The organism is Martinezella sp. CNPSo 3732, assembly GCF_057784515.1.
Window position 1 is genome coordinate 1 of the sequence record NZ_JBXSOO010000035.1, and the last position, 24008, is coordinate 24008.

Below are 24008 nucleotides of genomic sequence, written 5' to 3' on the forward strand. Positions count from 1 at the left end.
TCCGGAAATCGCCTGGGTCGGCCTAACAGAAGATGCCGCGAAATCCACTGGCCGAACCGTGCATTCGGCAAAGTTTCCCTGGGCTGCGTCCGGCCGGGCCATTGCCAATGGTGTCGCGTATGGCATGACCAAGCTTGTTTTCGATCCCGACACGCATCGTCTGCTTGGAGGCGTGATCGTGGGACCTAATGCCGGTGACATGATCGGGGAAATTTGTCTCGCCATCGAAATGGGAGCGGATGCAATCGACATAGGTGGGACCATTCACCCTCATCCGACGCTTGGCGAGACCATCGGCATGGCGGCAGAGGTGTTCGAAGGCGTTTGCACGGACCTTCCCAAAACCGGCGGTTCGCGATAACCGCGTGCGGAATATAAAACTATAATACTATGCAATATTGCGATATGTTCATTTTTTCTGCATAGTGCTGACACGCGCTGGCTTGGGAACAGCTCGTCAGAGAACTCATCGCGATGCGATGCGGAGGAGCATATCCGTTATCAGAGGAATGGCACTGAGATTTCGACGCGGGCGAAGCCCAGCAATCGCGTTCGGAACGCCAAGAGAGGATGAATACCGTGAGTTTTGTGTTTGAGCCGCAGCCCACACCAAGCGTTGCAGTCACCGGGGAGGCCGCACGATTTCCCGTGCGCCGCATCTTCTGCGTGGGACGCAACTACGAGGCCCATGCGCGGGAGATGGGGAAGGATCCGTCGCGCGAGCCGCCGTTCTTCTTCACGAAGCCTGCTGACGCTGTAGTAGATGACGGCGCGACCGTTGCCTATCCACCGCTCACACGGGATTTGCAACATGAGGCCGAACTTGTCGTGGCGATCGGCCACGCCGGCTTCAACGTTCCGGAAGACGCCACCTGGGATCTCATCTGGGGTTATGCGGTCGGCAACGATCTGACCCGCCGGGACCTCCAGCTCGATGCCCGGGACAAGGGCAGGCCCTGGGACTGGGGAAAGGCTTTCGACAATTCGGCGGTATGCGGACCGGTCCGCCGCGCATCGGAGATCGGGCGCCTGGGGAGGGGCGCCATCCGGCTCTCGGTCAACGGGGCCGTCAGACAGCAAGCCGACCTATCTGACCTTATCTGGTCCGTTCCCGAAATCGTTTCGATACTATCGCGCGCGGTGCGGATCCTGCCGGGAGACCTCATCTATACGGGCACGCCCGCAGGCGTCGGTGCTTTGGTGCCGGGCGATGTATGCCTAGTCGAGGTCGAGGGCCTTGGCAGCCTTACCACCACCATCGGCGGGCCGCTGTCATGACGGGACTCGTGCTTCACAACTATTTCCGCTCCTCGACGTCGGTGCGGCTGCGCGCCGTACTGAATTTGAAGGGCCTGCCTTACGAATATATCGCCCACCACCTACTCCGGGACGAGCATCGCGACCCATCCTATCTTTCAATCAATCCGCAGGGACTGGTTCCCTCGCTCGTGCTCGAAGACGGCACGGTCCTGACCCAATCACTCGCGATCATAGAGTACCTCGACAGGGTTCACCCGGAACCGCCGTTGCTGCCGAAATCCTCGATCGACCGTGCTCGCGTGCGGGCCCTGGCTTACGCCATCGCCTTCGATATCCATCCCTTGAACAATCTCCGCGTGCTTCGCTATCTCAAGTCGCAGTTCGGAGCGGATGACAAGGCGGTCGCGACGTGGTTCCGGCACTGGGTCGATGAAACGTTCGCACCCGTGGAGAACATGCTGACGGAAGATACTCGGACCGGCCGCTTTTGTCATGGCAACGCGCCCGGCCTGGCAGACGTGTGCCTCTTCGCGCAAGTGATCAACAACCGGCGCTTCAACGTCGACATGGCCCCTTATCCAACGATCAGCCGCATCTTCGAAGCCTGCAAAGCGCTGTCGGCCTTCGAACAGGCGGCGCCCGACAAGCAGCCGGACGCGGAGTGAGGGTCATTCGAACCGCAAGGAGGAGAAGATGAACGACGCAAAGCACAACGTAATGACGGCCGGCGATACCCCGGAACTTCGTCAGCTCTACGCCGATTTCGAGTCCGAACATCTGATGCCGCTGTGGACGCAGATCGATGACATCATGCCACTCGTCCCCAGACCGAAGGCGGTGCCGCATATCTGGAGATGGTCCCGGCTGTTTCCGCTTGCCGAACGCTCCGGCGAGCTTGTCCCAGTCGGCCGTGGCGGCGAACGGCGCGCGATCGGTCTCGCCAATCCCGGGCTTGGCGGCAAGGCTTACGTAACCCCGACGCTATGGGCCGCTATTCAATATCTCGGGCCGCGCGAGACGGCGCCAGAACATCGCCATGCCCAGAATGCATTTCGTTTCGTCGTCGAAGGCGAAGGCGTGTGGACGGTCGTCAACGGCGATCCCGTGCGCATGAGCCGCGGCGACCTCCTTTTGACTCCCGGCTGGCACTTCCACGGGCATCATAACGACACCGACCATCCGATGGCATGGATCGACGGTCTGGACATTCCGTTCTCCTATCAGAACGACGTGGGTTTCTTCGAATTCGGTGCCGATCGGGTCACAGATTATGCGACGCCCCGTTTTTCCCGCGGCGAGCGTCTCTGGGCCTATCCGGGTCTGCGTCCCCTGTCGGAGCTCAAGGACACCGTCAGCTCGCCACTCGCGGCCTACCGCTGGGAGCATACGGATCGCGCGCTCACCGAGCAGCTTTTGCTGGAAGACGAGGGGCAGCCAGCCACCGTCGAGCAGGGGCACGCCGCAATCCGCTATGTCAATCCGACCACGGGCGGCGATGTCATGCCGACCATCCGCTGCGAATTTCACCGGCTGCGGGCCGGCACGATGACACCGTCCCGGCGGGAGGTCGGTTCGAGCGTGTTCCAGGTTTTCGAAGGCAGCGGCTCGGTTGTTCTCAACCAGACCGAGACGAGACTGGACAAGGGCGATCTCTTCGTCATCCCGTCCTGGGTGGCATGGTCGCTCAAGACCGAAACCCAGTTCGACCTGTTCCGCTTTTCGGACGCGCCGGTGATCGAACGGCTCGGCTTCTCCCGAACGCTCGTGGAAGCGGCTGCAGGCTAGCCGCAAGACCCTAGGTCGGGAGATCCCGCATGACTGACGAGGAAGAGGAAGCGGCCAAGGCCTGGTTGCGTGAAAGACAGGGGCAGGGCGCGCGATACGACTCCCCGGCCGCGCCGGCGCGCGACCTGTTGTCCGCCCGGCGCGGGACGGCTTATTTCGCCCGCAAGCTTAACGAGTTGTCGGAAGCGGATTTCGACGCGCCTTCGCGTGTCGCCGGCTGGAGCCGGCGCCATGTGATCGCCCATGTAAGTTATCACGCACGGGGACTGGCCCGTCTCGCCGCGGCGGCACGCAACGGCTGGCCGGAAGAAGTCCTGGAGGAACCCGAGAACATCCTGGAGGACGTCGAATTCGGCGCGACACTGCCGGTGCATGCCCTGCGTCATCTGTTTTGGCATTCGCAAGTGCATCTGAACGTGGAATGGCGCGATCTGACCGATGTCGCATGGAAAGCCGAGGTTAGGTCCGTGGAGGGCCTCCCGGTGCCGATCGAAAGAACGCCGGTGATGCGGGCACGCCAGATCTGGCTGCGCGCAATCGACCTCGACAACGGGGGAAGCATTCTTGATCTTCCACCTGAGTTTCGGGCGGAAGATCAGCGATACGAACCGTAATCGTCCCCGTCAGATTTCGAACGATAGCACATAGCATATCTTCGCCCATCTATGCCTCGCGGCTGCGCTGGTGCTCCAGGAAACAGCCAGGGGTTCAAAAGCAGGAACCGGACGCTGCCGGTTTCGAAACCACAACCGTCCTTCGATATCAGGCGGAAGTGCGATGGCAAAAGCGAGAACGGGGTTGAACAACGTGGATACCGCTCATGAAGAGATTGAATGAAATAAAGAGCAATCAGGCCCGTTTGGCTGGTGCTCTATCTGGAAGCTATGATTACATCGTATGCGGTGCAGGAAGTGCAGCTTGCGCGCTTGTCGGACGACTGGCTGCTGATACAACCAAGAGCATATTATTGATTGAAGCGGGTGGCTGGAATGATGTCCCGCCCGTCCTTGACCCTACGATTTGGTACACCAATTTCGGGTCTGAGCGGGCCTGGAATGACGTTACTCCGCCTTCGCCCGCGATTAACGGTCGATCGATCCTCCAGCAGACAGGCAGGGTGCTGGGCGGTGGCAGCAGCACCAACGTTGCTTGCTGGGTGCGTCCTTTCAAAAGTGATTACGAGTTCTGGGCATCCGAGACCCGGGACGAGAAATGGGGTTATGAGCACGCACTTGCCATTTATCGGCGTATCGAAAACTGGCGGGGCTCGCCTAACGCGCGATATCGTGGAACAAATGGTCCCGTTTGGGTACAACCGGTGCAGGATCCCTCGCCGGTAGGGCCAGCGATGCTGGAGGCCTGCCGCGCGCTAGGGTTGCCGCTGTTGGAGGACATTAACGGCATCCGCGAGGAAACCGGAGAAGGTTTCGGACTTTACAATCATATCATCCGAGATGGCCGGCGCCAGGATATGGCGGTGTCATATCTATATCCGGTGCTCGGAAATGACAACGTTACGCTTTTGCTCAATACGCAAGTTAATCGCGTAGTGATTCAGGGCAGAAGAGCAATCGGAGTAGCGATTACATATGAAGGACAGCAGAGGATAATTGCGGCCGACCGGGAGGTTATCGTCTGCGGTGGCGGAATATGCACGCCGCGTCTCCTGATGCTGAGTGGCATCGGCCACGAAGATGAGTTGAGGGCGGTCGGTGTCGACCCCGCAGTTCACAACCCTCAGGTCGGAAGAAATTTGCAAGATCACATCCTACATGGCGGGTGCATCTGGGAGGCACCTGTCCCCATTGAGACTCAGCACAGCGGTCCTGAGGCCATGGGTTTCCTCAAAAGTGACCCAAGTCTCGACCGCCCTGACATTTGCGTATCCCAGCTCGTGCGTCCTTTCACAAGTGACGTAATTCGCGAACGATATAACCCACCTCCAACGAGTTGGACCATCTGTCCGACAGTGGTCACGCCGAAGAGCCGTGGTCAGGTTCGTCTAAAATCGAATAATCCCAAGGACACACCGATCGTCGAACCGAACTACTTAAGCGACCCGGCGGACGTCACTGCACTGATACGCAGCATCGCGCTTTGTCGGGAAATCGGAAACTCCAACGCGATGCGCCATTTGGCGGTGCGCGAAGTCGTTCCTGGCAAGAAATTGACTGGCGGCGACTTGACGAACTTCGCACGAGACGGTGCATCGACGTTCTATCATGCCTGTGGCACATGCCGTATGGGGGCTGACTCCAGCGCGGTCGTCGATGCGGAGCTTCGTGTTAACGGTGTCGAACGGCTTCGTGTGGCGGATAGTTCGATCATGCCACGCATCCCAGCTACAGCTTTAATGGCAGCATCAGTGCATATCGGGGAACGTATGGCTGACATTCTGCTAGGGTTGGGATAGGTGGCCTGCCTTCTGAATGGCTCATCGGCATGATTGTCGGGATCACGGGATGGCGCGTCCGTCGCACTGGTGGACTGAGACTTCAATGAACAACGGCAACAATGCCGACTCCCGTCAGCATGGCATCACGAAAGGCTTCCCCAATGTTCGGGGGAAAGAACTGCTGGCCTGCGTGGTCTGCAAGAAATTAGCGGAGCACTGCAGCAAAGCACTCCGACCGGCGCGCCGGGCACCGTTCTCGCACGGAGGGTTGCGCCAAACGATTATCATCAATCGCTTGGGGATTCCATTCCGCCCGCGCCGTTCGCTTGTAATAGTTTGAACATGCGCCCAACGGCGACGGCCGCTTCTTCAGGGTTGTTGTCGGGCTGTCCAAGAACGAAGCCGTGGCCCGCGTTGTAAAGATATGTCCGGACTTCAGGCCGCTTGGCGATCAGTTGTTCCACACCGTCCAACGGAATATGCTTGTCCTCCCGACCAAAATGGCATTCCGTAGGAACAATCACCGGCCTATCGGCGAAAGAGGGTATCATGCCGCCGTAGAAACAGCAGGCGGCTGCAACTGAAGCGTCTGTCTGAGCGATGCGGAAGGCCAACGATCCCCCATAGCAGAAGCCAGTCACAAATACTGGCCCGTTGCCCTTCAATGTTTCCACCAGATAGGCCGCATCAGCAAGCGAATCGTCAAACGACTGGCCTTTGAGCGCGACTTCGAACGCCTCTTCGAGATGCGCAATATCGCCGAGATAACCCGGGCTGGTGCGGTCGAATATCGCTGGGGCGAACACTTCATAGCCGTGTCCTGCGATACGATCACAAAACTGCTTGATCCGGTCGGTGATCCCGAAGATTTCATGGAAGACTGCGACCGCTCCCTTGCCAATGCCTTCCGGGGATGCGTGATAAACACGCAGCTCGGTCCCGTCCCTCATCGTTACCTGTGTCATCTCACCCATATGTTCTTCCTCCTCTACCTTCGCAAGCTATTGACCTTGCCTCGCCCCTCACAGCCAACTGTGTCAGATCAACTGCTTGCAATCGAAAAATAATTTCATCAGCACCGGTTTAAGCACCCAACCAATTCGAATGCCCGGCCTTCAAGAACGCGCCCGACCATGCCAGGCACGCCGTTCGTATTGCGGCGTGCCCATCGTCTTCAAACCTATGGCGAACAGATTCGCGGTCCCACCCACTTCGAGCGCCACGTAAGTCTCGCCGATGTACATGGTGTGAGCGGACACCCGTGCACGAGAGGACACCCAGCAGCAAGTGACGCCCCTACGTCCTTCAGAGAATTGCAGCCTGTGACAAGAACACTGCGCCCAACCAACCTCGAAAACTGTATGAAGAAAGGATTAGCGCCTCGAAGCGAGACCCGCAATGAAAAAGTGTACTTTGGTACAAATATATTACATGTGTCATTTTGATGGCTTGGTTTTTCACCCTGATGAAGTCACAATGTGCCGTTGTAGGATGTGGGGCGTTTTTGCAGTTCGCCATTCAATTTCTATCCAGACGTGTTTTGCAGCGATGCGGAATGGCACGCGAAATGATTATATCCAGCGAATTTGACAGTAAACAAAAACGGACATATATCATATTTTACGTCATCAGAATTACCAAGGAGGAGAAAAACCAATGAATAGACGGCTGGAAGGTAGGATTGCGGTGGTGTCCGGCGGCGGTGCCGGCATAGGCAAGGGCATAGCGCATGTCCTGGCAAAGGAGGGAGCGGACATCGCCGTCGCCGAGATCGGTTCATTTGATGAGATCAAGGAACTGGTCGAGGCCGAAGGCCGCCGCTTCTTCGGCGCGCACGTGGACGTTTCGGACGAGGCGCAGGTCAACGCTTTCGCCGGGAAGGTGCGTGAAACCCTCGGGCCTGTCGACATTATCATGAACAACGCCGCCATCGCCAGCCACGGCACGATTGAGGATACCTCCTTCGAGTTCTGGCAGCGCCTGTTTTCGATCAATGTGCACGGCAACTTCCTGTTCACACGCGCTTTTGTCGAGGATGTAAAGCGTTCGCCCGCCGGGCGAATCATCTGCATGGCCTCCACCGCGCCGCTCGAGAACAAGCTCGATAAGTTTGTGACTTACGTGACCTCCAAAGCGGCCGTTAACGGATTCATCAGTGCCCTGGCGTGCGATCTCGGTGAATATGGCGTGACAGTGAACGGCGTCGCGCCCAGCGTCATCCGCACGCCAACCACAGAACAGCATCTCACCGAGGAATGGTTTGCGATGCACATCGAAAAGCAGAACATCAAGCGGCAGCAGACCCCCGAAGACATCGGCAACATGGTCGCCTATCTTGCGTCCGACGCCGCATCGTTCATCACGGGCCAGGTCATGATCGTCGACGGCGGTCTTACACGCCGCTGACACCTCCGGAGGCGAGCGCCTGCCCCTTCTTGCGGGGGCGGAGCGCAGGTTCGGCGGGCGGAGTGACTATCTGTCGTGAGGATTTCAGCCGACGTGGCCGCGCCGCAAATACAGAAATCGAGAGAGGACTGCATACCAATATGCCGATGATCTCCGGGCTCCGCGACAGTTCGATGGTCAACGTCCTTACGTACGTCAACGCGCCCACCGAGAGTGCAGGGTGCAAAACGGAAAAATGAGAGGAAGGACAGTATGTTAGCAAGAATGAGTCCTGCGAAGCGAAGGATCGCGTTTTCACTGCTGTCAGTGGCCTTGTTCGCAACGGCGTTCGAAGTATACGGCGAGGACCGCCAGAATCCAGGAACCGAAATTGCCCAAGCCAGCGCGCAGCGTAGAGACGCAAAAAAAGGATCGATAAAGAAAGCCTCGACACCGGAGGAAATCGCCGACCTGTTTATCGCATACGCCAACGCAGGGCATGTGGAAGGCATCCTCTCCCTCTTTGAGGACAAGGCCGTGGTTGCCGGAGTGGGCGACCATCCGACTGTCCAGGGGAAGGAAGCAATCAGGGCCAATTTTACCCGGCTTTTGTCAACCAAACCGCAATTCGTGGGCGTCGTCCAGAGGCCTGCAATCGTGAATGGGGATATCGCTCTGACCTCGGCGCGCTTGCCGAATGGATTTGTCACCACGGAAGTGGCCAGGAAGCAGGCTGATGGAAGTTGGCTTTGGATTATCGATCAGCCGATGGCCGCTGTTGTTCCCGCCAAGTAGAGCGAGACATGGGCGGTTGTGAACACATTGCGGCCGGTGAGGGAGCTACATTCCGCGCATGCTCGGCGGCTTGCAAGGGCTTAACCAATGAGCCAGTCGCGATTAAGAGCGTCATCGCGACGGCCTTCTCCGGGCAGAGATCTGTTGGCTGATGACGGACCCGCCAACGCCGCTTCGGCACGCGCCGGCCAGCACACTGCTCGCCTCGACCATGGACAAGGAGGCGCGGGATGGCGACAACATCGAGGATGTGGCGGAGAGGGCATACGCTGTGGCCTGCCGCTCGGCTTTTCCGAATGCAAGGCTCGTCAGCTGCCGTCTTTGCGAAACGCGCCGCGGGTGCGATGTTTTGGAAAAAGGGTTGATATGGAAATCGGACTATATACTTTCGGCGACCTCACGCCGCATCCGGTCACGGGGCAAAAGCCTTCTGGCACGCAGAGAATCCGCGAGATCATCGCGGCGGCCCGGCTCGCGGACGAAGCGGGGCTAGATGTCTTCGGTGTCGGCGAACATCATCGGTTGGATTATGCCGTATCGACCCCGGCCGTGGTGCTCTCGGCCATCGCGGCGCAGACGAAATCCATTCGCTTGACCAGCGCCGTGACGGTGCTGGCCGCTGCCGATCCGGTGCGGGTTTTCGAGGATTTTGCGACGCTTGACCTGGTATCAGAAGGACGGGCCGAGATCATGGCGGGACGCGGCGCGTTCGTAGAGCCGTTTCCGCTGTTCGGCTATAACCTCGACAATTATGAGGACCTGTTTGTGGAGAGCTATTCGCTCTTGGGCAGGCTCGGTGCTTCCGAGCGCATCTCCTGGCGGGGGAAGTTCCGTCCCGAACTGCGTGATGCCGCCATTGCCCCGCGGCCCCATCAGCAGGAGCTACCCGTCTGGATCGCCGTCGGCGGCAGCCCGGAAAGCGCGGTGCGCACCGGTTCTCTCGGCGCACCGATGACGCTTGCTGCTCTCGGCGGGCCGATCGTCGCCCGAAGGGGCATGGTCGATCTCTACCGTCGGTCTGCACCAGCGGGCGCCACAGGTCTGCGGGTGGCGCTCGCCAGCCACACCCATGTGGGCGCCACCTCCCAGTCCGCGCGTGACATCTTCCATCCCCATTATTCGCATTACTGGCATCACGCCTCGGGCGGGCGCGTGCCGCTGATGTCGCGGGCGCAGTTCGATCAGGCGGCCGCACCGGGCATGGCGCTTATGGTCGGGTCGGCGGACGAGATCGTTGACAGGTTGCTGTTTGCACATGAGATCCTCGGCGTCGACCGCTTCTTGGCCCAGATCGACCTCGGCTCGCTGCCTTACGCCGAGGTTGCCGCCGTGATCGAGCGGCTGGGCGCACAGGTCGCCCCAGCCGTCCGCAAGGCAACCCGCAGCGCTGCCGTGAACAAGGCGGCTCCCGTACTATTGCAAGGCGAAGCGAAGACGCCTCCGTTAGGCCATCAACAAACATAGGAACCGGTAATTCCTTTGGGTCTGCGGCCGCCGGATTAGTAACGAGCAGAAAATCTGATCGTGCGGCTCTCTTGACTTGAAAAATTGAACAAATCACGAACATTCACCATGTGGAGTTACGAGAATGTTCCATAAATCTGATTATCTGCGATGTTATAACATAACATAGCGTCAGGGCGCCGCATCCGGGGGGTCATGAATGCAGCACTGGCTGGAAAAGCTGACAGATGTCGCCGCACTTCGGGGCGAAGAAACGATTCTGAAAGAGGCTCTTGCGGATTTGACCGCACAGGCTGGATTCGTCGGCTATGCTTATCTACATCTGCAACATGGAAATGCGCTGGCAGTCTCCAACTACGATCCGGAATGGCAGGCGGTATACTTTGAGCGAAACTACGCGGACCTCGATCCCGTCGTTAAGCGCGCAAGATCCGTGAAGCGTGCTTTCACCTGGCCAGGAGAACAGGAAGCCCGACACCTTTCCAAGCGGGAGCTGGCATTTTATGCCGACGCAGCAGATTTCCATATACGGTCAGGTGTCACCATTCCGATCAAAACCGCCAACGGCGCGATATCGATGTTCACGCTTGCTTCGAACAAGCCGACGATCGACATGGGAAGAGATATCGATGCGGTTTCTGCTGCGGCGGCTGTCGGACAACTCCATGCCCGCATCACGTTCTTACAGGCAACGCCGAGTGCAGAACAATCTACCCGCCTGAATCCGAAAGAGGCGACTTACCTGCGATGGATCGCTCTTGGCAAGACGATGGAGGAGATCGCGGGCATCGAGGGGGTCAAATATAACACGGTGCGCGTGAAACTCGTCGAAGCAAAAAAGCGCTTCAACGTCCACACGATAACGCATTTGGCCGCCCTCGCCATTCGACAAAAGCTGATCTAATCGGGTGTCAGTTCGCCAAAATCTTCGGAACATAACCGAGGATGCTGACGAGCGTGCTCACGACACTCATTTGCGCATGCATCTCGATGCTCGCTTCGATGTAGCGGAGATGCTGCACACCGCCAGCGGCATTTCCAGATTTGTAGTCATCAGGTAGCGCCTGGAACAGATCGTCGGCTTTATCCACAAGACACCGATGTGTGCGGATGGCATTTACCGTGAGAGATTCCAATTCGGCAAGAGGGAGTCCCCGCGTCAGTCCGACCACTGGTCGAAGTTCGACCTCGTCCTTCAACGTTGCGCCTTCCGATTCCATGCTGTTCCAACCTTGATAAGTCTGCGGCCCGTCCCCGCTGACAATAGACCCTTTGAACCCGAGCGGGGGTGAGGATGCGACCTTAGTTGACGCGTTAGGAAGAGATCTCCGGAGGGACGTTTCTCTCCCAAACCCCAATCACCACCGACATAGTCTCCAAATAGCCTAGAGCGATCCCGCACAAAATTCACGACTAATCAGGCCGCTCGATAGCAAGGTTTGCGTCACTCGCACAGGCCTTTTTACATACTATAGTTGATAAACTTAAAGTATGTAAATCGCGATCTTGCTGCGCATGGATATGCGTAAACTGGTCGGTCGGAACTTTGCCCGCCTGCGTCGGGAGAAGGGCCTGACACAGGAAGAGGTCGAAGCACGTTCTGGCTTCGGCCAACAGTATCTCAGCGGTCTGGAACGCGGCAGGCGCAACCCAACTGTCATTACGCTCTATGAACTCGCACAGGCCCTTGGCGTTAGCCATGTCGAACTGGTAAAGCCTGACGACCAGGTTTGAGCCCCACGCCCACATCGCGTCCTGAGTTGTGTCTGCATGGCGATGTCGGATCTATAAACCGAACGGTTGAATGCAATTAGAATCCGCGAGATTTGAATGAGGGGCTTTTACTTCTTGCCCGCGCCACCGCTCGACAGATCGATCCGAATTCCTGCAGTGTTCGGATCAGCTATAGCGGTTCCGTGCGTCGCCTCAGAAGCAGCGCCGCTCGTCTTTTCACTCCTGTCCCCAACCGCCTGCTTTTCGTCGGCAGGAGTCGGGTCGGTGAGCTTCACCTCCGCGGGATCTGGTGCTCGAAACACTGCAGTCCCCTCGAAGTATCCCGTCTGCCAGGCGATGATGGCGTCATCGAAGACCTGCGGCATGACCTCCTCCGAGGTGGGATTGCCATACCATTTGGTGACGATGCGATAGACTTTGGCAAAGAGTGCGGTGCCCATACGTAGATTCGCGCAAGGCTCAACAAGATCAGCTTTCAGCTCGACGGCGTCTGCTATACCCAGACCGGCAGGATATTGGGTGAGGCCGACCCGCACGACGTCGCGACCGACATGCTGCCTGACTAGTCCCATCGATTCCTCGGCGGTCTTCGGTTTCGGCACGAGTACGACCCGATTTCCCGATCGAACCGTAATGGTGAGCGGGTCTTGCGCCCCGCCCCGCTCGATGAATCTTTCCATGATCGCCGGCGCCAAACTTGGATCGGCGCATTGCTTGATGAGGGCAGCATCAACCATCCTCGGTCTCCTTGATTCTCAGGTGTTGAAAGCCATGACGACCGGACGGTCGAAGAGTTTTGCCCAGGCAAGCGTCGTTGCCTGCTGGATCGCGACGATCGATGTGCCGGCGGTCCACCATCCATTCCCCGTCGCTACGACAACGTCGGGAGCATGAAGCATCGACTGGAGTACGGGCCAGAGGAGGAGCTGCTCGTAGCAGATCAGCGGTGCGAGCTTCGTTTCCTCGATCGAGACGATGGGATTGGCAAAGAAATCCGCTCTGGCGCCGCCACCCTGCCCTGTCCAGGCTTGCCACGGCGACCACATCGAAATGGGGACCGGCATGCGTTCGCGATAGAGGATTTGAGATCGATCCGCCGATATCGCCACCAGCACATTGTCATAGCCCTGACGCCTCAGCACGGCTGCCCCTGCAATGACGGTCACATCGAGACCATGCAAACCCTCGCGCCAGAGACGCTCTACGGTCGGTGTCCAGAAGCCGAGCGCACTTTCGGGAAGGACAACGAACCGGGTTTGCGGATCGACCACGGACCGTACCGTTGCGATCAGCCCACGGTGGTGCGCCAGCGAGGCTTCACGGCCAAGGGTTTGGCCCTGTTCGAGGTCGACGCCTTTCCAATCTGGCGGTAAGAGCGCATCTGTCCAGCTTGCGGCGGACCAGGCCCATAATCCTCCCAAGACGATTAGAGTGGCCGGCCAGCCTCGTGATGTCATCATCGCGAGGCTGGCAGCAGTTGCTGCAAGTCCCCACCATTCCCATCCGGGGAAAAGAACACCGGCCGCGGTGATCGGCTGCGCCCATCCGGTGATGCCAAAGGGCGGGAGTGCCATCAGTGCCGTCGCCACCATGTAGCGCGCCGCCCTCACCTTTCCCGGACGTTTCGACCAGGCTACCGCATGCACCACGACAAAAGAAACTGACGCGGCCAGCCACAACATCAGGCCGGGCCAGACATCAGCGGCAAAGAAGGTCGCGACACCTTGGGGAAGACCGCGGGAGGCGGCGAGGAAGTAACCGGCCGAGACCAGCGCAGCGGTCAGGCGCGACGGCGATAGTGCCCACAATGCCGGGAAGATCATCGCGACCGGAAGAGCAAGTACGTGGCCGCTCCATGCGATTGTCCCGGCACAAATCGCAAGGAGGATGAGCACCACAGCAAGAACGCGATCACGGATCGAAGGTGAGAACCGGTCGGGCAAGGCCAAGAAGGCCGGAATCCGGAACAGGTCCAAAATATCGGGAATCATAAGAGCTCGCATAGGATGAGTGAAGAAACAGATGTCCGATCGGCACAACGCCGCCGGGATAGGGGCGGATCGCCCTGCCCTCCCCGTCGGTTGCGCGAAGATCAGAAGCCGGGAGTCCCGCGCCGTCGATGACGACGGCCGAGCCGACATCGACGCGCTGGCCGGCAAGTGCTGCTACGGTTTTAATAAGGGGGGCGACGCCGCCGGGACACGAGCCCCATCGCAGATAGCCGCGGCGGCGCGCGTCCTCGAACAGGGCCGTCGGCGGCGGGCACACGAACACCAGGTCACCAACCGCGACGGCCCGACGCAGCGGCTCGATGCGCCAGAGCCCCAGCGGCTCGCTCGACGTCAGGTTCGCTCGGAAGCCGTCAATGAATGCCACGGCGATCATGCCAATCACGATCGCGATGAGCGGAATGACCGTAAGGAGAAAGCCCCGCCCTCTCATTGCTTCAGCGCCGATGTCTGGCGCTGCGCGAGCCGCAGTTCTTCAACCTGTTTGAGCGTGGCGGCCGTGCGTTCATGTTCCGCAAGCTGCTGAGCCGTCCGCATGACCGGCCAGGCTTGCTTGAGTTCTTCGCGCTCCTTCGGCTGGAGACCGTCGGCGAGCTTCGCGAAAAGCGGACCGGACGGCTCCCGGGCCGCATTGGCGAGTAGCGTGCGCTCGCCGAACCTCTCCGTGACGGCCTTGTTGAAACCGTCGATTTCGAGTTTTGTCTCGCGGTTACTGGGCGCATATCCAAGCGCGGCCGGAAGATCGTTGCGGTCGATCGCGTCGCGCACACGCTCGAGCACCGCGCGGGCCGCCGGCGACAGCGCCGGAATGTCGATCGATATGCGCTGGCGCAGCGCCTGTTCGTCAGTCGCGATGCGCTGTGTCGCGCGTTCGCGCATCTGGAAATAGCGTTCGAGGTCGCGAGCCAGCGCCGGCACGTTGACCTCAGCCACACGGCGCGCCTCGCGATCCACGTTGCTGGCGAGAATACCGGTCTTGCCCTTGAGCGGTCCGATCGAAGCCGGCTCGGTGGCAAGCTTCTGCAGCGTCTGATTGGCAGCTTGCCTGTCGGCAAGAACTGCGTCGAAGTTCATCGCCCGGAAGGCCGCTTCCGGATCGGCGAAGACATAACGGAAGCGGGTGGAAACGTCTTCCCACTGCTTCCTCAGCGACGGGTCGGTGTCGAGCTTCTGCGCGACCGTGTCCTGAACGGATGATGGGAAAAACGTGACGCCGGCGACCATGGGCTTCGCCTCCTTCTTCGCTTGTGTTGTCGGGGATTGCCGCAAACCGAGATGTTCGCCGAGTGCGCGAAGACGGTCGGTGACATCGGCGAGCCTGTTCTTCTGGCGCAGCGTCCAGTCGAGCTGGTCGCGCAGCAGCGTGCGCGCGGCCTGGACGATATGCAGGCCGCGGTTCTCGGCGAAGCGAAGCACCTGCCGGTAAAGCGTGCCCCGCTCATAGTCGAGCGTGGTCTCCTTGGCGTTCTTCCGCGACAGGACCTTGGTCAACCCGCCGTTCAAATCAAACGACCGCCGCCCGAAATAGAGCTGCAGATCTTCGCGGTGACGTGTCATCGCGACATAGGTGAGGTGCCGATCGAGCGAGAGCGAAGCCAGCACTTTCACCCGGTCGACGGTCGCGCCTTGTGACTTGTGGATCGTCGTGGCGTAACCATGATCGAGATTGTTGTAGAAACGGCTCTCGATCGTCACCTGCCGCCGCTGATCACCTTCGCCAACGACAGCAACGACGCGGTTCGGCGCGGCCTCGACGACATGGCCGATCATGCCGTTCTTGACACCGAGCGATCCCTCGTTCTTGAGGAAGACGATCTGGTCGCCGGCGTCGAAGTGGCGCATGCCGCCGGCGGTCTGGAACGCATGTCCTTCGCCGACAATACCGCGCTCGACCAGTTTCGCGCGTGCCAACTCGTTCAGCATGTGCACGTCGCGGCGCAAATGTGCCAGGATCAGCATGGACTTCTTTGGATCGTAATCGCGGTTCCATGAGGTGATCAGCCTCTCGACAGCTTCCGCCTTCAGCCTCTCGCCGATGACATGGCCGCGTGTGCGATAGGCGAGAAGGGCCTGGTCGATATGCCCGCGTGCGAGATTGAGCGACGCATGTCGCATCCAGTCTTCACGTTGGCGGTAGATCGTTTCCAGTTCGGCATAGCCGATGCGGTCGACGATGGCGCGGAAGGCGGCGCCCGCCTCGATCGGCTGGAGCTGCTCCGGATCCCCAATGAGGACTATCTTCGCACCGGCCGTGACGACAGCATCGATGAAGCCTGCCATCTGCTTCGAGGCGACCATACCCGCCTCATCCATGACGAACACCGTCTTTGCGTCCAGCATGTCCCCGCCCTGTTTCCAGCGCAGTTCCCATGATGCAAGCGTGCGACTCTGAATGCCGGCTTCTTTCTCCAGACCCTCGGCCGCCTTGCCGGCAAGTGCTGCGCCGGCGACGTGGTATCCGGCAAGTTCCCACGCCTCACGGGCCGCCTTCATCATCGTGGTCTTGCCGGCGCCGGCGCGACCGACGACGGCTGCGATCCGCGCCGAGCCCGCGATATGCTCGATCGCCGTCTTCTGCTCATCCGAGAGACGCGCGTGGCGTGACAAGACAGTGTCCAGCGTCGTCTGCGAAACGCCATTCGCCTTCCGTCCCGAGAGCCAGGTCGCCTGACGTGCCATACCGGCTTCGAGCCGGATGAGTTCGCGCGTGGTATAGCGAGCCTGCACGCGCTCGCCGGTCGCAAAATCGATGGTGTCGCGCTGAAGGCGCAGCAATTCCGGGCTCTGCACGATACGAGCCAAGATCTGCTGGAAGACGCGGTAATCATCGGCGTAGCGATGCAGCACTTTGGCGATATCAGCTTCGTCGAACACGCTCCTCTCGCGCGTGATGAGGTCGAGAACGATCTCCGGACGCCGCATGATACGACGGGCATTTTCGGTCCGGCGCGCCTCGTTCAGCTCCAGCCGTTCGAGCTCCGGGCGGACACCCTGTTGCTCCGCCTTGCGCGCGATCGCTTTGGCTCCGACGCCGAGGTGGATGGTGGGCTCGAGATCGATGCCCTGCTTTTCGTAGGACCGTCCGTCGATGCGAAGATCAATGCAATTCAGCGCCAAATGATGGTTCTGCCGTTCGAACCAACCATCACGTAGAATATTGAAGTCATCAGTCGAACCGGCCCAGAGCTCGTAAACGATCTTGCCCGCTTTCGTGCGCAGCGGCTGGCCGTCCTCGCCGATGACCGGAACCTTCTTCGCGCCGAACCCGTCCTCGGTCAGCGGGCGCAAGGTCGTCATCAAATGGATATGCGGATTGCCGGGATTCTCGTGATACACCCAGTCCGCGACCATACCCTTGGCGAGGATGTGCTTTTCGACGAAATCCCGCACGAGCGCGATGTTCTGCTCAGGTGTGAGTTCCAGCGGCAGCGCGATGGTCACGTCGCGAGCGAGCTGGGCATCGGATCGATTCTCGAACGCCTCGACGGTGTTCCAGAAAGCTTCCGATGCACCGGAAACCGAGCGGTCGGCGATCATCATCCGCGCCCATGTCGGGGCGTCGGCGGGAAGCAAGAATTCCTCATGCACGAGCCCCTGTTTGCGCGTGTAATCGACGGTGCGAGCTTCCCGCTCGTACTCCATCTTCGCGCTGTGCCGATAGGCCGCCGACAGCACGGCACTGCGGCCGGAGCCACGGGCGACGATGCTGACTGAGAAATGGGCGATGGCCACGACGACGATTGCTCCCGAGTTGAACCTCGTTCGTCGGGAGCGGTGGGGGCGGAGAGCCCCTTTCGCAACGCGTCGCGCCAGCGACGTATAATTGCGCCCTTGGATCCGCTCCTTCGGAACGGCGGGATGATCTCGCAAAGTGTCGGCGTTGCCGACGTGCAGATTTGCACGTTCCCTGAAGAGGCTATCGGCGGGAAGTTTGGCGCTGCAGATACACCGCGAAACGAAAAGGACGAATGACCGCAATGAAGAAGCCAGCTTCGAAAATCAGAGAAGACATTGCACGGCTGCAGGATCAGCTCAGGCAGGCGGAGACGCGCGAGGCCGAGCGCATCGGTCGGATTGCGCTCAAAGCCGGTCTCGGCGAGATCGAGATGGATGAAGCCGAGCTTCTCGCAGCGTTCGAAGTCATCGCAAACCGCTTTCGCGGCGGAAAAGAAGCTACGGCCGGGAAAAAGAACAGCGGTTATGGCGGGTCCGCGAGCGAGACGACCACGACGGTCGAGACTGGCGCGGCTCAGAGCGGCGTTGGCGAGGCTTGAGCGCATGCGCCAGATCACGTCGAACGAGGTCCGAAGGAAGGACACGCGCGAAAAAATCGAATTGGGCGGCCTGATCGTCAAGGCTGGCCTTCGCTATGAGAAGCGGGCCCTTCTGCTAGGGCTGCTCATCGATGCAGCAACGCGCATGCGGAACGACGGCTCTGAACGCGCGAGGCTGACGGCAATCGGCGCGGAGGCTTTCGGCGATGACGGCGAATAGGCTCCTCCTTGCCATCGCCCCGGCGGCTATCATGATCGCGGCGACGGTTGTCACGCCGGGCATCGAACTCTGGCTTGCAGCCTTCGGGAAAACTGCACAGGCCAAGCTGGTTCTCGGCCGCATCGGGCTTGCGGTTCCTTATGCGATAGCGGCCGGCGTTGGCGTGATCGCCCTGTTCGCCATCAATGGCTCGCCGAGCATCAAGATGGCAGGCTGGGGCGTTAGCGCGGGGAGTGGGGCTGTCATCGTGATCGCCGCGCTGCGCGAGACGGTGCGCCTCGCCGGTATTGCCGATCGCGTCCCGGCCGGGCAGTCGGTGTTGGGCTATGCCGATCCATCGACGCTGCTCGGCGCGAGTGGCGCGATCCTCTCCGGCATCTTCGCGCTGCGCGTCGCGATGAAGGGCAACGCGGCATTTTCAAAACCCGTGCCCCGGCGCGTTCATGGCGAGCGTGCGATCTATGGTGACGCGGACTGGATGAAGCTGGCAGACGCGGGCGAGCTGTTTCCGGATACGGGCGGTATCGTTGTCGGGGAACGCTACCGCGTGGACAAGGACGATGTCGCCGCACGCCCGTTCCGGGAAAAGCAACCGCACACCTGGGGCGCGGGTGGAAAGTCGCCGCTCCTGTGCTTCGACGGTTCATTCGGCTCGAGCCATGGCATCGTCTTTGCCGGCTCCGGCGGCTTCAAGACCACGTCAATCGTCATCCCCTCCGCTCTCAAATGGGGCAGCTCGCTCGTGGTGCTCGATCCATCGCGGAAGGTCGTGCCATTGGTCGCCGAGCATCGCAGGCGCGCGGGGCGACACATTCGCGTTCTCGACCCGAAGCGCCCCGAAACTGGCTTCAATGTCCTCGACTGGATCGGCCGATTCGGCGGAACGAAGGAAGAGGACATCGCCTCGGTAGCGTCGTGGATCGTGAGTGACAGCGGGCGCACGAACGTGCGCGACGAATTCTTTCGCGGCTCGGGGCTGCAACTGCTGACCGCGCTGATTGCCGATGTCTGCCTCTCCGGCAACACCAAGCCCGAAGATCAGACGCTGCGGCAGGTTCGCAAGAACCTCGCGGAGCCGGAACCGAAGCTGCGCGACCGTCTTCAGAAGATCCACGAGAACTCGGAATCCGACTTCGTGAAGGAGAACGTCGCGGCCTTCGTCAACATGACGCCCGAGACGTTTTCGGGTGTCTACGCCAATGCGGTGAAGGAAACCCACTGGCTGTCCTATCCGAACTATGCGGCCTTGGTATCGGGCTCCAGCTTCTCCACTGACGATCTCGCCGCCGGAGCCGTCGACGTGTTTATCAACATCGACACGAAGACGCTCGAAACCCATGCGGCGCTCGCGCGGGTCATCATCGGCTCGTTTCTCAACGCCATCTATAATCGCGACGGCGAGATCGAAGGCAGGACGCTGTTCCTGCTCGACGAGGTCGCGCGCCTCGGCTTCATGAAGATCATGGAAACGGCGCGTGACGACGGCCGGAAATACGGCATCACGCTCACGATGATTTATCAGTCAATCGGACAGATGCGCGAGACCTATGGCGGTCAGGACGCGACGAGCAAATGGTTCGAGAGCGCGAGCTGGATCTCATTCGCGGCGATCAACGATCCGGACACGGCCGACTATATTTCGAAGCGCTGCGGTGACACCACGGTAGAGGTTGACCAGATGAACCGCTCGACGGGAATGAGAGGGTCGTCGCGGTCGCGGTCAAAGCAACTGAGCCGCCGGCCGCTGATCATGCCGCACGAGGTGCTGCGCATGCGCGCGGACGAACAAATCGTCTTCACATCAGGCAATCCGCCGCTCAGGTGCGGTCGCGCCATCTGGTTCCGGCGCGACGACATGAAAAGCTGCATCGGCGAGAACCGATTTCATCGGGGCGAAAGCCTTCGGGAGGGCCAAAACGGACTCGTTCAGTAATCGAACCCATCACGAAAATGAATCGGTGCACGCCCTCCGATTCAAATGTCTCGTTGGACGCATGATTCCCGATCGGCGATTCTTCACCCATGATCGCGCAGCCTTACCAGCTCTATGTCGAACGGACGGATCCGCCAAGGAACATGGCGAGATACTATGCGATGTCCATTGAGCCGACCTTGTTCGGGGACGCCTGCCTCACGCGACGCTGGGGACGTATCGGCAGCAACGGCCAGCAAATGATCCATCATTTCGAGAAGGAGGAAGAGGCGGTCGCGCTGTTCCTGGAGCTGCTCCGCCAGAAGCGCGCGAAAGGCTATCGGCCGGCGCGATCGGCATAGCACAGGCGTCTTGACCTTTTTCAGCCGCGCAAATGCTGGAGCGATACCAAAGCCTTCCGGAAAAAACATTTCGAGGGCTCCGGGTAGCATCTCCCGCACACATCTGGCAAACCGAAGTGCTGCAACCTCACGACCCATCGACTGCAGCGAAGCAATGAGCCGCAGCCGTTGATTTTTACGAGGAACTTCGTATATATGGTGAAGACGGGATTCAAGGAAGCTAGGCGAAAGGTGATTGCCGCCCTTCTGAGCGGAGCATACCAGCACGAAGCGCAACGTTCGAACATCGACACGAAGAACCTGCTTCTGACGGGTTTGGTGACCGCCGAGGAAATTTGCGAAGTCCTGAAGCGCTGCCAAGGTCAGGATCACACGGCCTCACCGCACCACCAGATACCGTCGATCGAGGTCCACATCATCCAGCGAGATGGCTGGTACATCAAATTCTACTTTGTTGACCCGGACACGGTGTTCATCAGCGTGCATCAATGAGGTGACACATGAAACTTTATCAACCCGGTGACACGAGCAAGGCAATTTGCTCGCATTGCGGCAAGCTCGTTTCCACGACCTTCGCGTATCGCGATGTGCCTTTCGAAGACGGCTCCGGCGTGGTCAAGGGGATACTGGCCGCGGTCTGTGATGAGTGTCAGAGCGTCATCGCGATCCCTGCGCAATCGACCCCAGCTATTCGGCGCGCGCGCGATACCGCTGAGATTTCTCTTGAAGTCAGCATTCCCGCTCCGGAGGTCGAGATCCTTGACGCGGCCGCCTACCGTGTCGACCCCACTGCAACGACACGCTTCAGGAAATCGCTGTTTGCCTTCTATCTTCAGCGTTTGCGGCACAGCCAGGGCACAGTGGAAGTCCTGCGCCGCGATTTCGAAGCGTGGGATGCGATAAAGGCTGAACAGCGCAAGCGTGCCGGGCGCGGGATCAGGATCCCCCAACGTCGGCTTTCATTCAAGATATCGCCAAAGACCGACCGCGATGTTCAATGGATCATGGAAGCGAGCGGCATGAACAAGACCGACACGGTGCGCAGTGTCGTGATGGAAATCGAGAAAGACCTTTTGGGACCGAAGGCACCCCGCGAACTGAGACATCTGCAGGACATCGCAGCAGTCGTTAACGCCTAAAGAGCCGGCAGTGGCACATTGGGCTGAGCGTCAGAGGCTCGTGCATTCTTTCCAGCTTGAGCAAAGCCTGCACCGGGGTTCGATGTCCCGGTGCAGGCTCCAAGGACCACGGTTTCGCGGTTTCGGGACAATCCCCTTTCAGCCGATCGCGCCGGGACACTCCTGAAATTGGGTTCGTGCTCGGAAGAACCACCCCCCACGTGAGAAGGGCCGCTTCCGGCCCTTCCCTCCATGCCGTCAGTTTACGAGCGCTTTGAAAAAAGCTGCATCATACGCTTCTTCGTCAGGCTGTCCCGTGTCGTGATAAACATGGACCCATCCCATTCCCGCCATGCTTCCCAGCCGTTGACGGTGGGACGACCATACCAAACACGCACCCTGACCATCGTTTCATCGATCTCCTCGATAATAGAAACAGTGAATGTGCCGCCGAGGTTCGATGGTGTATCGTAGACCTCGACCTCTGTTTGCCGGTTGGCCATGGTCAAACCTCCGGGGGAATGATTGTCGGACGGCTTCGCTGAATGCGAACGGTGAAGCCCGCGACACGCGTGCCGATAACCCCCGGCTCATCGATATGCTCGAACGCCGGATCGAAGACAGCGCGTGAAATCTGAAACTGCCCCGCAACGAGATCGATCGAATGTGTTGGGGAAACGCTGTCGCCCTCCTCGTTCACGCCGGTCACGAGCAAGTTTCCGGCAAGCGGCGACGGAAAGTCCGCCAGTTGCGTAAAGCATTCGAGGCCGTCGACAAGGCCGTTATCGTCGCAATAGGCGATATGGTCATCGCCGATCCGGACGACATCGACGCATGTGCAATCGATATGCGCGTAGATGGACTTCAAGACGTTCTTTCGGTCTATCTCGACACTGCGAATGGTTCCTGCCTTGGCGTCGATCAGGTAACCGATGAATTTGTCTGTCATTGGGATGAACTCCTTCTTCCCGCGAGGCGGTCTTGCTCTTGCCCTGTTGGAGCTCGAGCCCTGCCTCTGGTTGATTTGCGAACACGGCGGATGCGCGCCGCGATGTCGGTCGCTCGGGCTCCCGCCATTGCTGTACATCGTCGTTTCTTGCTGTTCGGGGTTCCGGTCCGCCCGAAGGAAGCGATCCCCTCGGGCGAAACCAGCGTTCCGGTCGCGCCATCAATCCCAGGGAATGACGGCCATCAGGTCTTCGTCGTCCTGACCGGGATAGCGGCCCAGATTGGCATTGAGCCTGCCGTGGCCTGTGCTGATGGAAAGACTGTAGTAGTCGCCGCCGCTCTGGTTCTTTTTCTGCCAGATCGCACCGATTTCGACCTGCCGGGCCTTTGGAGAGGTGGCAAAGAGGCGGTAGACAGGCGCATCCGGATTGGTGCTACGGTTCTCCTTGCCTGTGATGTCGAGGTCATAAGAGATGGATGCGATGTTGCCTGTGAGCGTATTGTTCTCGCCGAAGCGGATGAAGTTTGCGTAGTCGGTCATTGTCTGTCTCCGTAGGTTGGGGTTGCTATCCGAAGGGCAAGCCCCTCGGGCGAAGCCTCCCCGGTCTTTCCCGGGGAATGGCCTCTGACATTCCCCGGGACAGAGTGGGGAGGGCGAAAGCCCGCCCCGCGGCGGCGAACGGGACTGTCAAGCGGCGTGGCGCGGAAGCCGGTTCATCTTCACGGGTCCGCCTGCGGACCGGCGCGGAAGATGAACCGGCTTCACGGGCCGCTTGACCGGCCTGGGCGGCGATGTCATGGGGCGAAAACAAACAATGCGGACCGGAACGGGCCACATCGCCGGGGGCGCAGCACCCGCCGGACAAGCGCTCGCCATCGGGATCGGTAAGGACGATTGAAGACCGGCTGGGTGCCTTCGGCATAGAGCGCGGATCGCTCCACGAATTGGGGGATCGAGCGATCTCGGAGAGCTCCATCCCATCCGAGGCGGTCGTTTCCCAAAGACTTCGGAAAACCCTACAGCGCTATGACGGAGCGCGGGTTTCCTCCGTCTGCGCCGCTCGCCGGCAAGGCCGGCTCACTCCGGCCGCGGCCGCGCCGCCCGGCGGCGCTGCGGCTGGAAAACGAATTCGGGCACCGCGATGCGCAGACCCAGCTCTTTTGATCGCGCCAGCGCGACGTGAAACGAGCACGGTGCGATCCGGAAACGATGAAGAGCATTGGAGAAATCAGCATGGCGCCGGCTGCAAGCCGGGATTTCGGGAATTCTCGACGCGCAAAGAGCGGAACAAGGGCAGCCGCAGGAGCTTCAACATCGTGGCCCGAAGGGGATGCGGGATCGACTGC

26 protein-coding genes and 1 pseudogene are annotated in these 24008 nt (G+C 59.9%); 17 read left to right on the forward strand and 10 right to left on the reverse strand.

The genetic code is table 11. The features are described from left to right. The 6 genes and pseudogenes from AC13RM_RS30360 to AC13RM_RS30385 all read left to right on the forward strand — a co-directional run. Positions 1-361: pseudogene (locus AC13RM_RS30360) on the forward strand (dihydrolipoyl dehydrogenase); the annotation flags it as partial. A gap of 218 nt (positions 362-579) precedes the next feature. Continuing rightward, positions 580-1278: a fumarylacetoacetate hydrolase family protein gene (locus tag AC13RM_RS30365; RefSeq protein WP_488556048.1), complete on the forward strand. Its 699-nt coding sequence runs from the start codon at positions 580-582 to the stop codon at positions 1276-1278. Next, on the forward strand, positions 1275-1925 hold the full coding sequence (maiA, locus tag AC13RM_RS30370) for a maleylacetoacetate isomerase (RefSeq protein ID WP_488556049.1): 651 nt from the start codon (positions 1275-1277) through the stop codon (positions 1923-1925). The genes AC13RM_RS30365 and maiA overlap by 4 nt, the downstream gene beginning before the upstream one ends. A 28-nt stretch (positions 1926-1953) precedes the next feature. Further along, on the forward strand, positions 1954-3045 hold the full coding sequence (locus AC13RM_RS30375; RefSeq protein ID WP_488556050.1) for a cupin domain-containing protein: 1092 nt from the start codon (positions 1954-1956) through the stop codon (positions 3043-3045). Between the two features lie 29 nt (positions 3046-3074). After that, entirely contained in the window at positions 3075-3659 is a 585-nt protein-coding gene (locus AC13RM_RS30380) for a maleylpyruvate isomerase N-terminal domain-containing protein (RefSeq protein WP_488556051.1), read from the forward strand. 206 nt (positions 3660-3865) lie between these two features. After that, complete coding sequence (locus AC13RM_RS30385) at positions 3866-5458, forward strand: GMC family oxidoreductase (protein WP_488556052.1); 1593 nt, start codon at positions 3866-3868, stop codon at positions 5456-5458. Between the two features lie 269 nt (positions 5459-5727). Here AC13RM_RS30385 and AC13RM_RS30390 read toward each other — a convergent pair whose 3' ends face one another. Beyond that, entirely contained in the window at positions 5728-6414 is a 687-nt protein-coding gene (locus tag AC13RM_RS30390) for a dienelactone hydrolase family protein (protein WP_488556053.1), read from the reverse strand. A gap of 715 nt (positions 6415-7129) precedes the next feature. Here AC13RM_RS30390 and AC13RM_RS30395 point away from each other — a divergent pair. From AC13RM_RS30395 to traR, 4 genes are all read left to right on the forward strand, one after another. Beyond that, entirely contained in the window at positions 7130-7846 is a 717-nt protein-coding gene (locus AC13RM_RS30395; RefSeq protein ID WP_488556054.1) for an SDR family NAD(P)-dependent oxidoreductase, read from the forward strand. A gap of 252 nt (positions 7847-8098) precedes the next feature. Further along, positions 8099-8620, forward strand: a complete 522-nt coding sequence (locus AC13RM_RS30400) for a YybH family protein (RefSeq protein WP_488556055.1) — start codon at positions 8099-8101, stop codon at positions 8618-8620. Between the two features lie 366 nt (positions 8621-8986). Beyond that, positions 8987-10084, forward strand: a complete 1098-nt coding sequence (locus AC13RM_RS30405; protein WP_488556056.1) for an LLM class flavin-dependent oxidoreductase — start codon at positions 8987-8989, stop codon at positions 10082-10084. Positions 10085-10283: 199 nt separating this feature from the next. After that, positions 10284-10988 carry an autoinducer-binding transcriptional regulator TraR gene (traR, locus tag AC13RM_RS30410; RefSeq protein WP_488556057.1) on the forward strand — a complete coding sequence of 235 codons (705 nt, stop codon included), beginning with the start codon at positions 10284-10286 and terminating at the stop codon, positions 10986-10988. A gap of 7 nt (positions 10989-10995) precedes the next feature. On the opposite strand, the gene AC13RM_RS30415 is transcribed toward traR, so the two are convergent. After that, complete coding sequence (locus tag AC13RM_RS30415; RefSeq protein WP_488556058.1) at positions 10996-11304, reverse strand: transcriptional repressor TraM; 309 nt, start codon at positions 11302-11304, stop codon at positions 10996-10998. Positions 11305-11599: 295 nt separating this feature from the next. On the opposite strand from AC13RM_RS30415, the gene AC13RM_RS30420 reads away from it, so the two are divergent. Then, positions 11600-11818 (forward strand): helix-turn-helix domain-containing protein, encoded by a 219-nt coding sequence (locus tag AC13RM_RS30420; protein ID WP_488556059.1) that lies wholly within the window; start codon positions 11600-11602, stop codon positions 11816-11818. A 107-nt stretch (positions 11819-11925) separates the two neighbouring features. Here the strand turns inward: AC13RM_RS30420 and AC13RM_RS30425 are convergent, their stop codons facing one another. The 4 genes from AC13RM_RS30425 to traA are packed head-to-tail and all read right to left on the reverse strand — an operon-like array spanning position 11926 to position 17559. Continuing rightward, a complete protein-coding gene (locus tag AC13RM_RS30425; protein WP_488556060.1) occupies positions 11926-12555 on the reverse strand; it encodes a TraH family protein in 630 nt (209 codons plus the stop codon). Between the two features lie 18 nt (positions 12556-12573). Beyond that, entirely contained in the window at positions 12574-13761 is a 1188-nt protein-coding gene (locus AC13RM_RS30430; protein WP_488556073.1) for a conjugal transfer protein TraB, read from the reverse strand. Next, positions 13730-14260, reverse strand: a complete 531-nt coding sequence (gene traF, locus AC13RM_RS30435; protein ID WP_488556061.1) for a conjugative transfer signal peptidase TraF — start codon at positions 14258-14260, stop codon at positions 13730-13732. The genes AC13RM_RS30430 and traF overlap by 32 nt, the downstream gene beginning before the upstream one ends. Next, positions 14257-17559 (reverse strand): Ti-type conjugative transfer relaxase TraA, encoded by a 3303-nt coding sequence (gene traA, locus AC13RM_RS30440; protein WP_488556062.1) that lies wholly within the window; start codon positions 17557-17559, stop codon positions 14257-14259. The genes traF and traA overlap by 4 nt, the downstream gene beginning before the upstream one ends. Positions 17560-17804: 245 nt before the next feature. Between traA and traC the strand changes: the two genes are divergently transcribed. The 6 genes from traC to AC13RM_RS30470 all read left to right on the forward strand — a co-directional run bounded on the left by traC (position 17805) and on the right by AC13RM_RS30470 (position 21734). Then, positions 17805-18101, forward strand: a complete 297-nt coding sequence (gene traC / locus AC13RM_RS30445; protein WP_488556063.1) for a conjugal transfer protein TraC — start codon at positions 17805-17807, stop codon at positions 18099-18101. Between the two features lie 4 nt (positions 18102-18105). Further along, positions 18106-18321, forward strand: coding sequence for a type IV conjugative transfer system coupling protein TraD (gene traD, locus AC13RM_RS30450; RefSeq protein WP_488556064.1), 216 nt, complete (start codon positions 18106-18108; stop codon positions 18319-18321). Next, positions 18308-20254, forward strand: coding sequence for a Ti-type conjugative transfer system protein TraG (traG, locus tag AC13RM_RS30455; RefSeq protein WP_488556065.1), 1947 nt, complete (start codon positions 18308-18310; stop codon positions 20252-20254). The genes traD and traG overlap by 14 nt, the downstream gene beginning before the upstream one ends. An 89-nt stretch (positions 20255-20343) precedes the next feature. Next, positions 20344-20595, forward strand: coding sequence for a WGR domain-containing protein (locus AC13RM_RS30460; RefSeq protein ID WP_488556066.1), 252 nt, complete (start codon positions 20344-20346; stop codon positions 20593-20595). Positions 20596-20790: 195 nt separating this feature from the next. Beyond that, positions 20791-21087 carry a hypothetical protein gene (locus AC13RM_RS30465; RefSeq protein ID WP_488556067.1) on the forward strand — a complete coding sequence of 99 codons (297 nt, stop codon included), beginning with the start codon at positions 20791-20793 and terminating at the stop codon, positions 21085-21087. 8 nt (positions 21088-21095) lie between these two features. Beyond that, on the forward strand, positions 21096-21734 hold the full coding sequence (locus tag AC13RM_RS30470; protein WP_488556068.1) for a hypothetical protein: 639 nt from the start codon (positions 21096-21098) through the stop codon (positions 21732-21734). Between the two features lie 242 nt (positions 21735-21976). Here the strand turns inward: AC13RM_RS30470 and AC13RM_RS30475 are convergent, their stop codons facing one another. The 4 genes from AC13RM_RS30475 to AC13RM_RS30490 form a co-directional block, all read right to left on the reverse strand. Next, positions 21977-22216, reverse strand: coding sequence for a hypothetical protein (locus AC13RM_RS30475; protein WP_488556069.1), 240 nt, complete (start codon positions 22214-22216; stop codon positions 21977-21979). A 2-nt stretch (positions 22217-22218) separates the two neighbouring features. Further along, positions 22219-22662 (reverse strand): DUF3846 domain-containing protein, encoded by a 444-nt coding sequence (locus AC13RM_RS30480; protein WP_488556070.1) that lies wholly within the window; start codon positions 22660-22662, stop codon positions 22219-22221. A gap of 219 nt (positions 22663-22881) precedes the next feature. Then, positions 22882-23202, reverse strand: coding sequence for a DUF736 domain-containing protein (locus tag AC13RM_RS30485; protein WP_488556071.1), 321 nt, complete (start codon positions 23200-23202; stop codon positions 22882-22884). Between the two features lie 476 nt (positions 23203-23678). Then, positions 23679-24008, reverse strand: a 330-nt coding sequence (locus AC13RM_RS30490; protein ID WP_488556072.1) for a hypothetical protein, incomplete at its 5' end; no start/stop codon positions are given.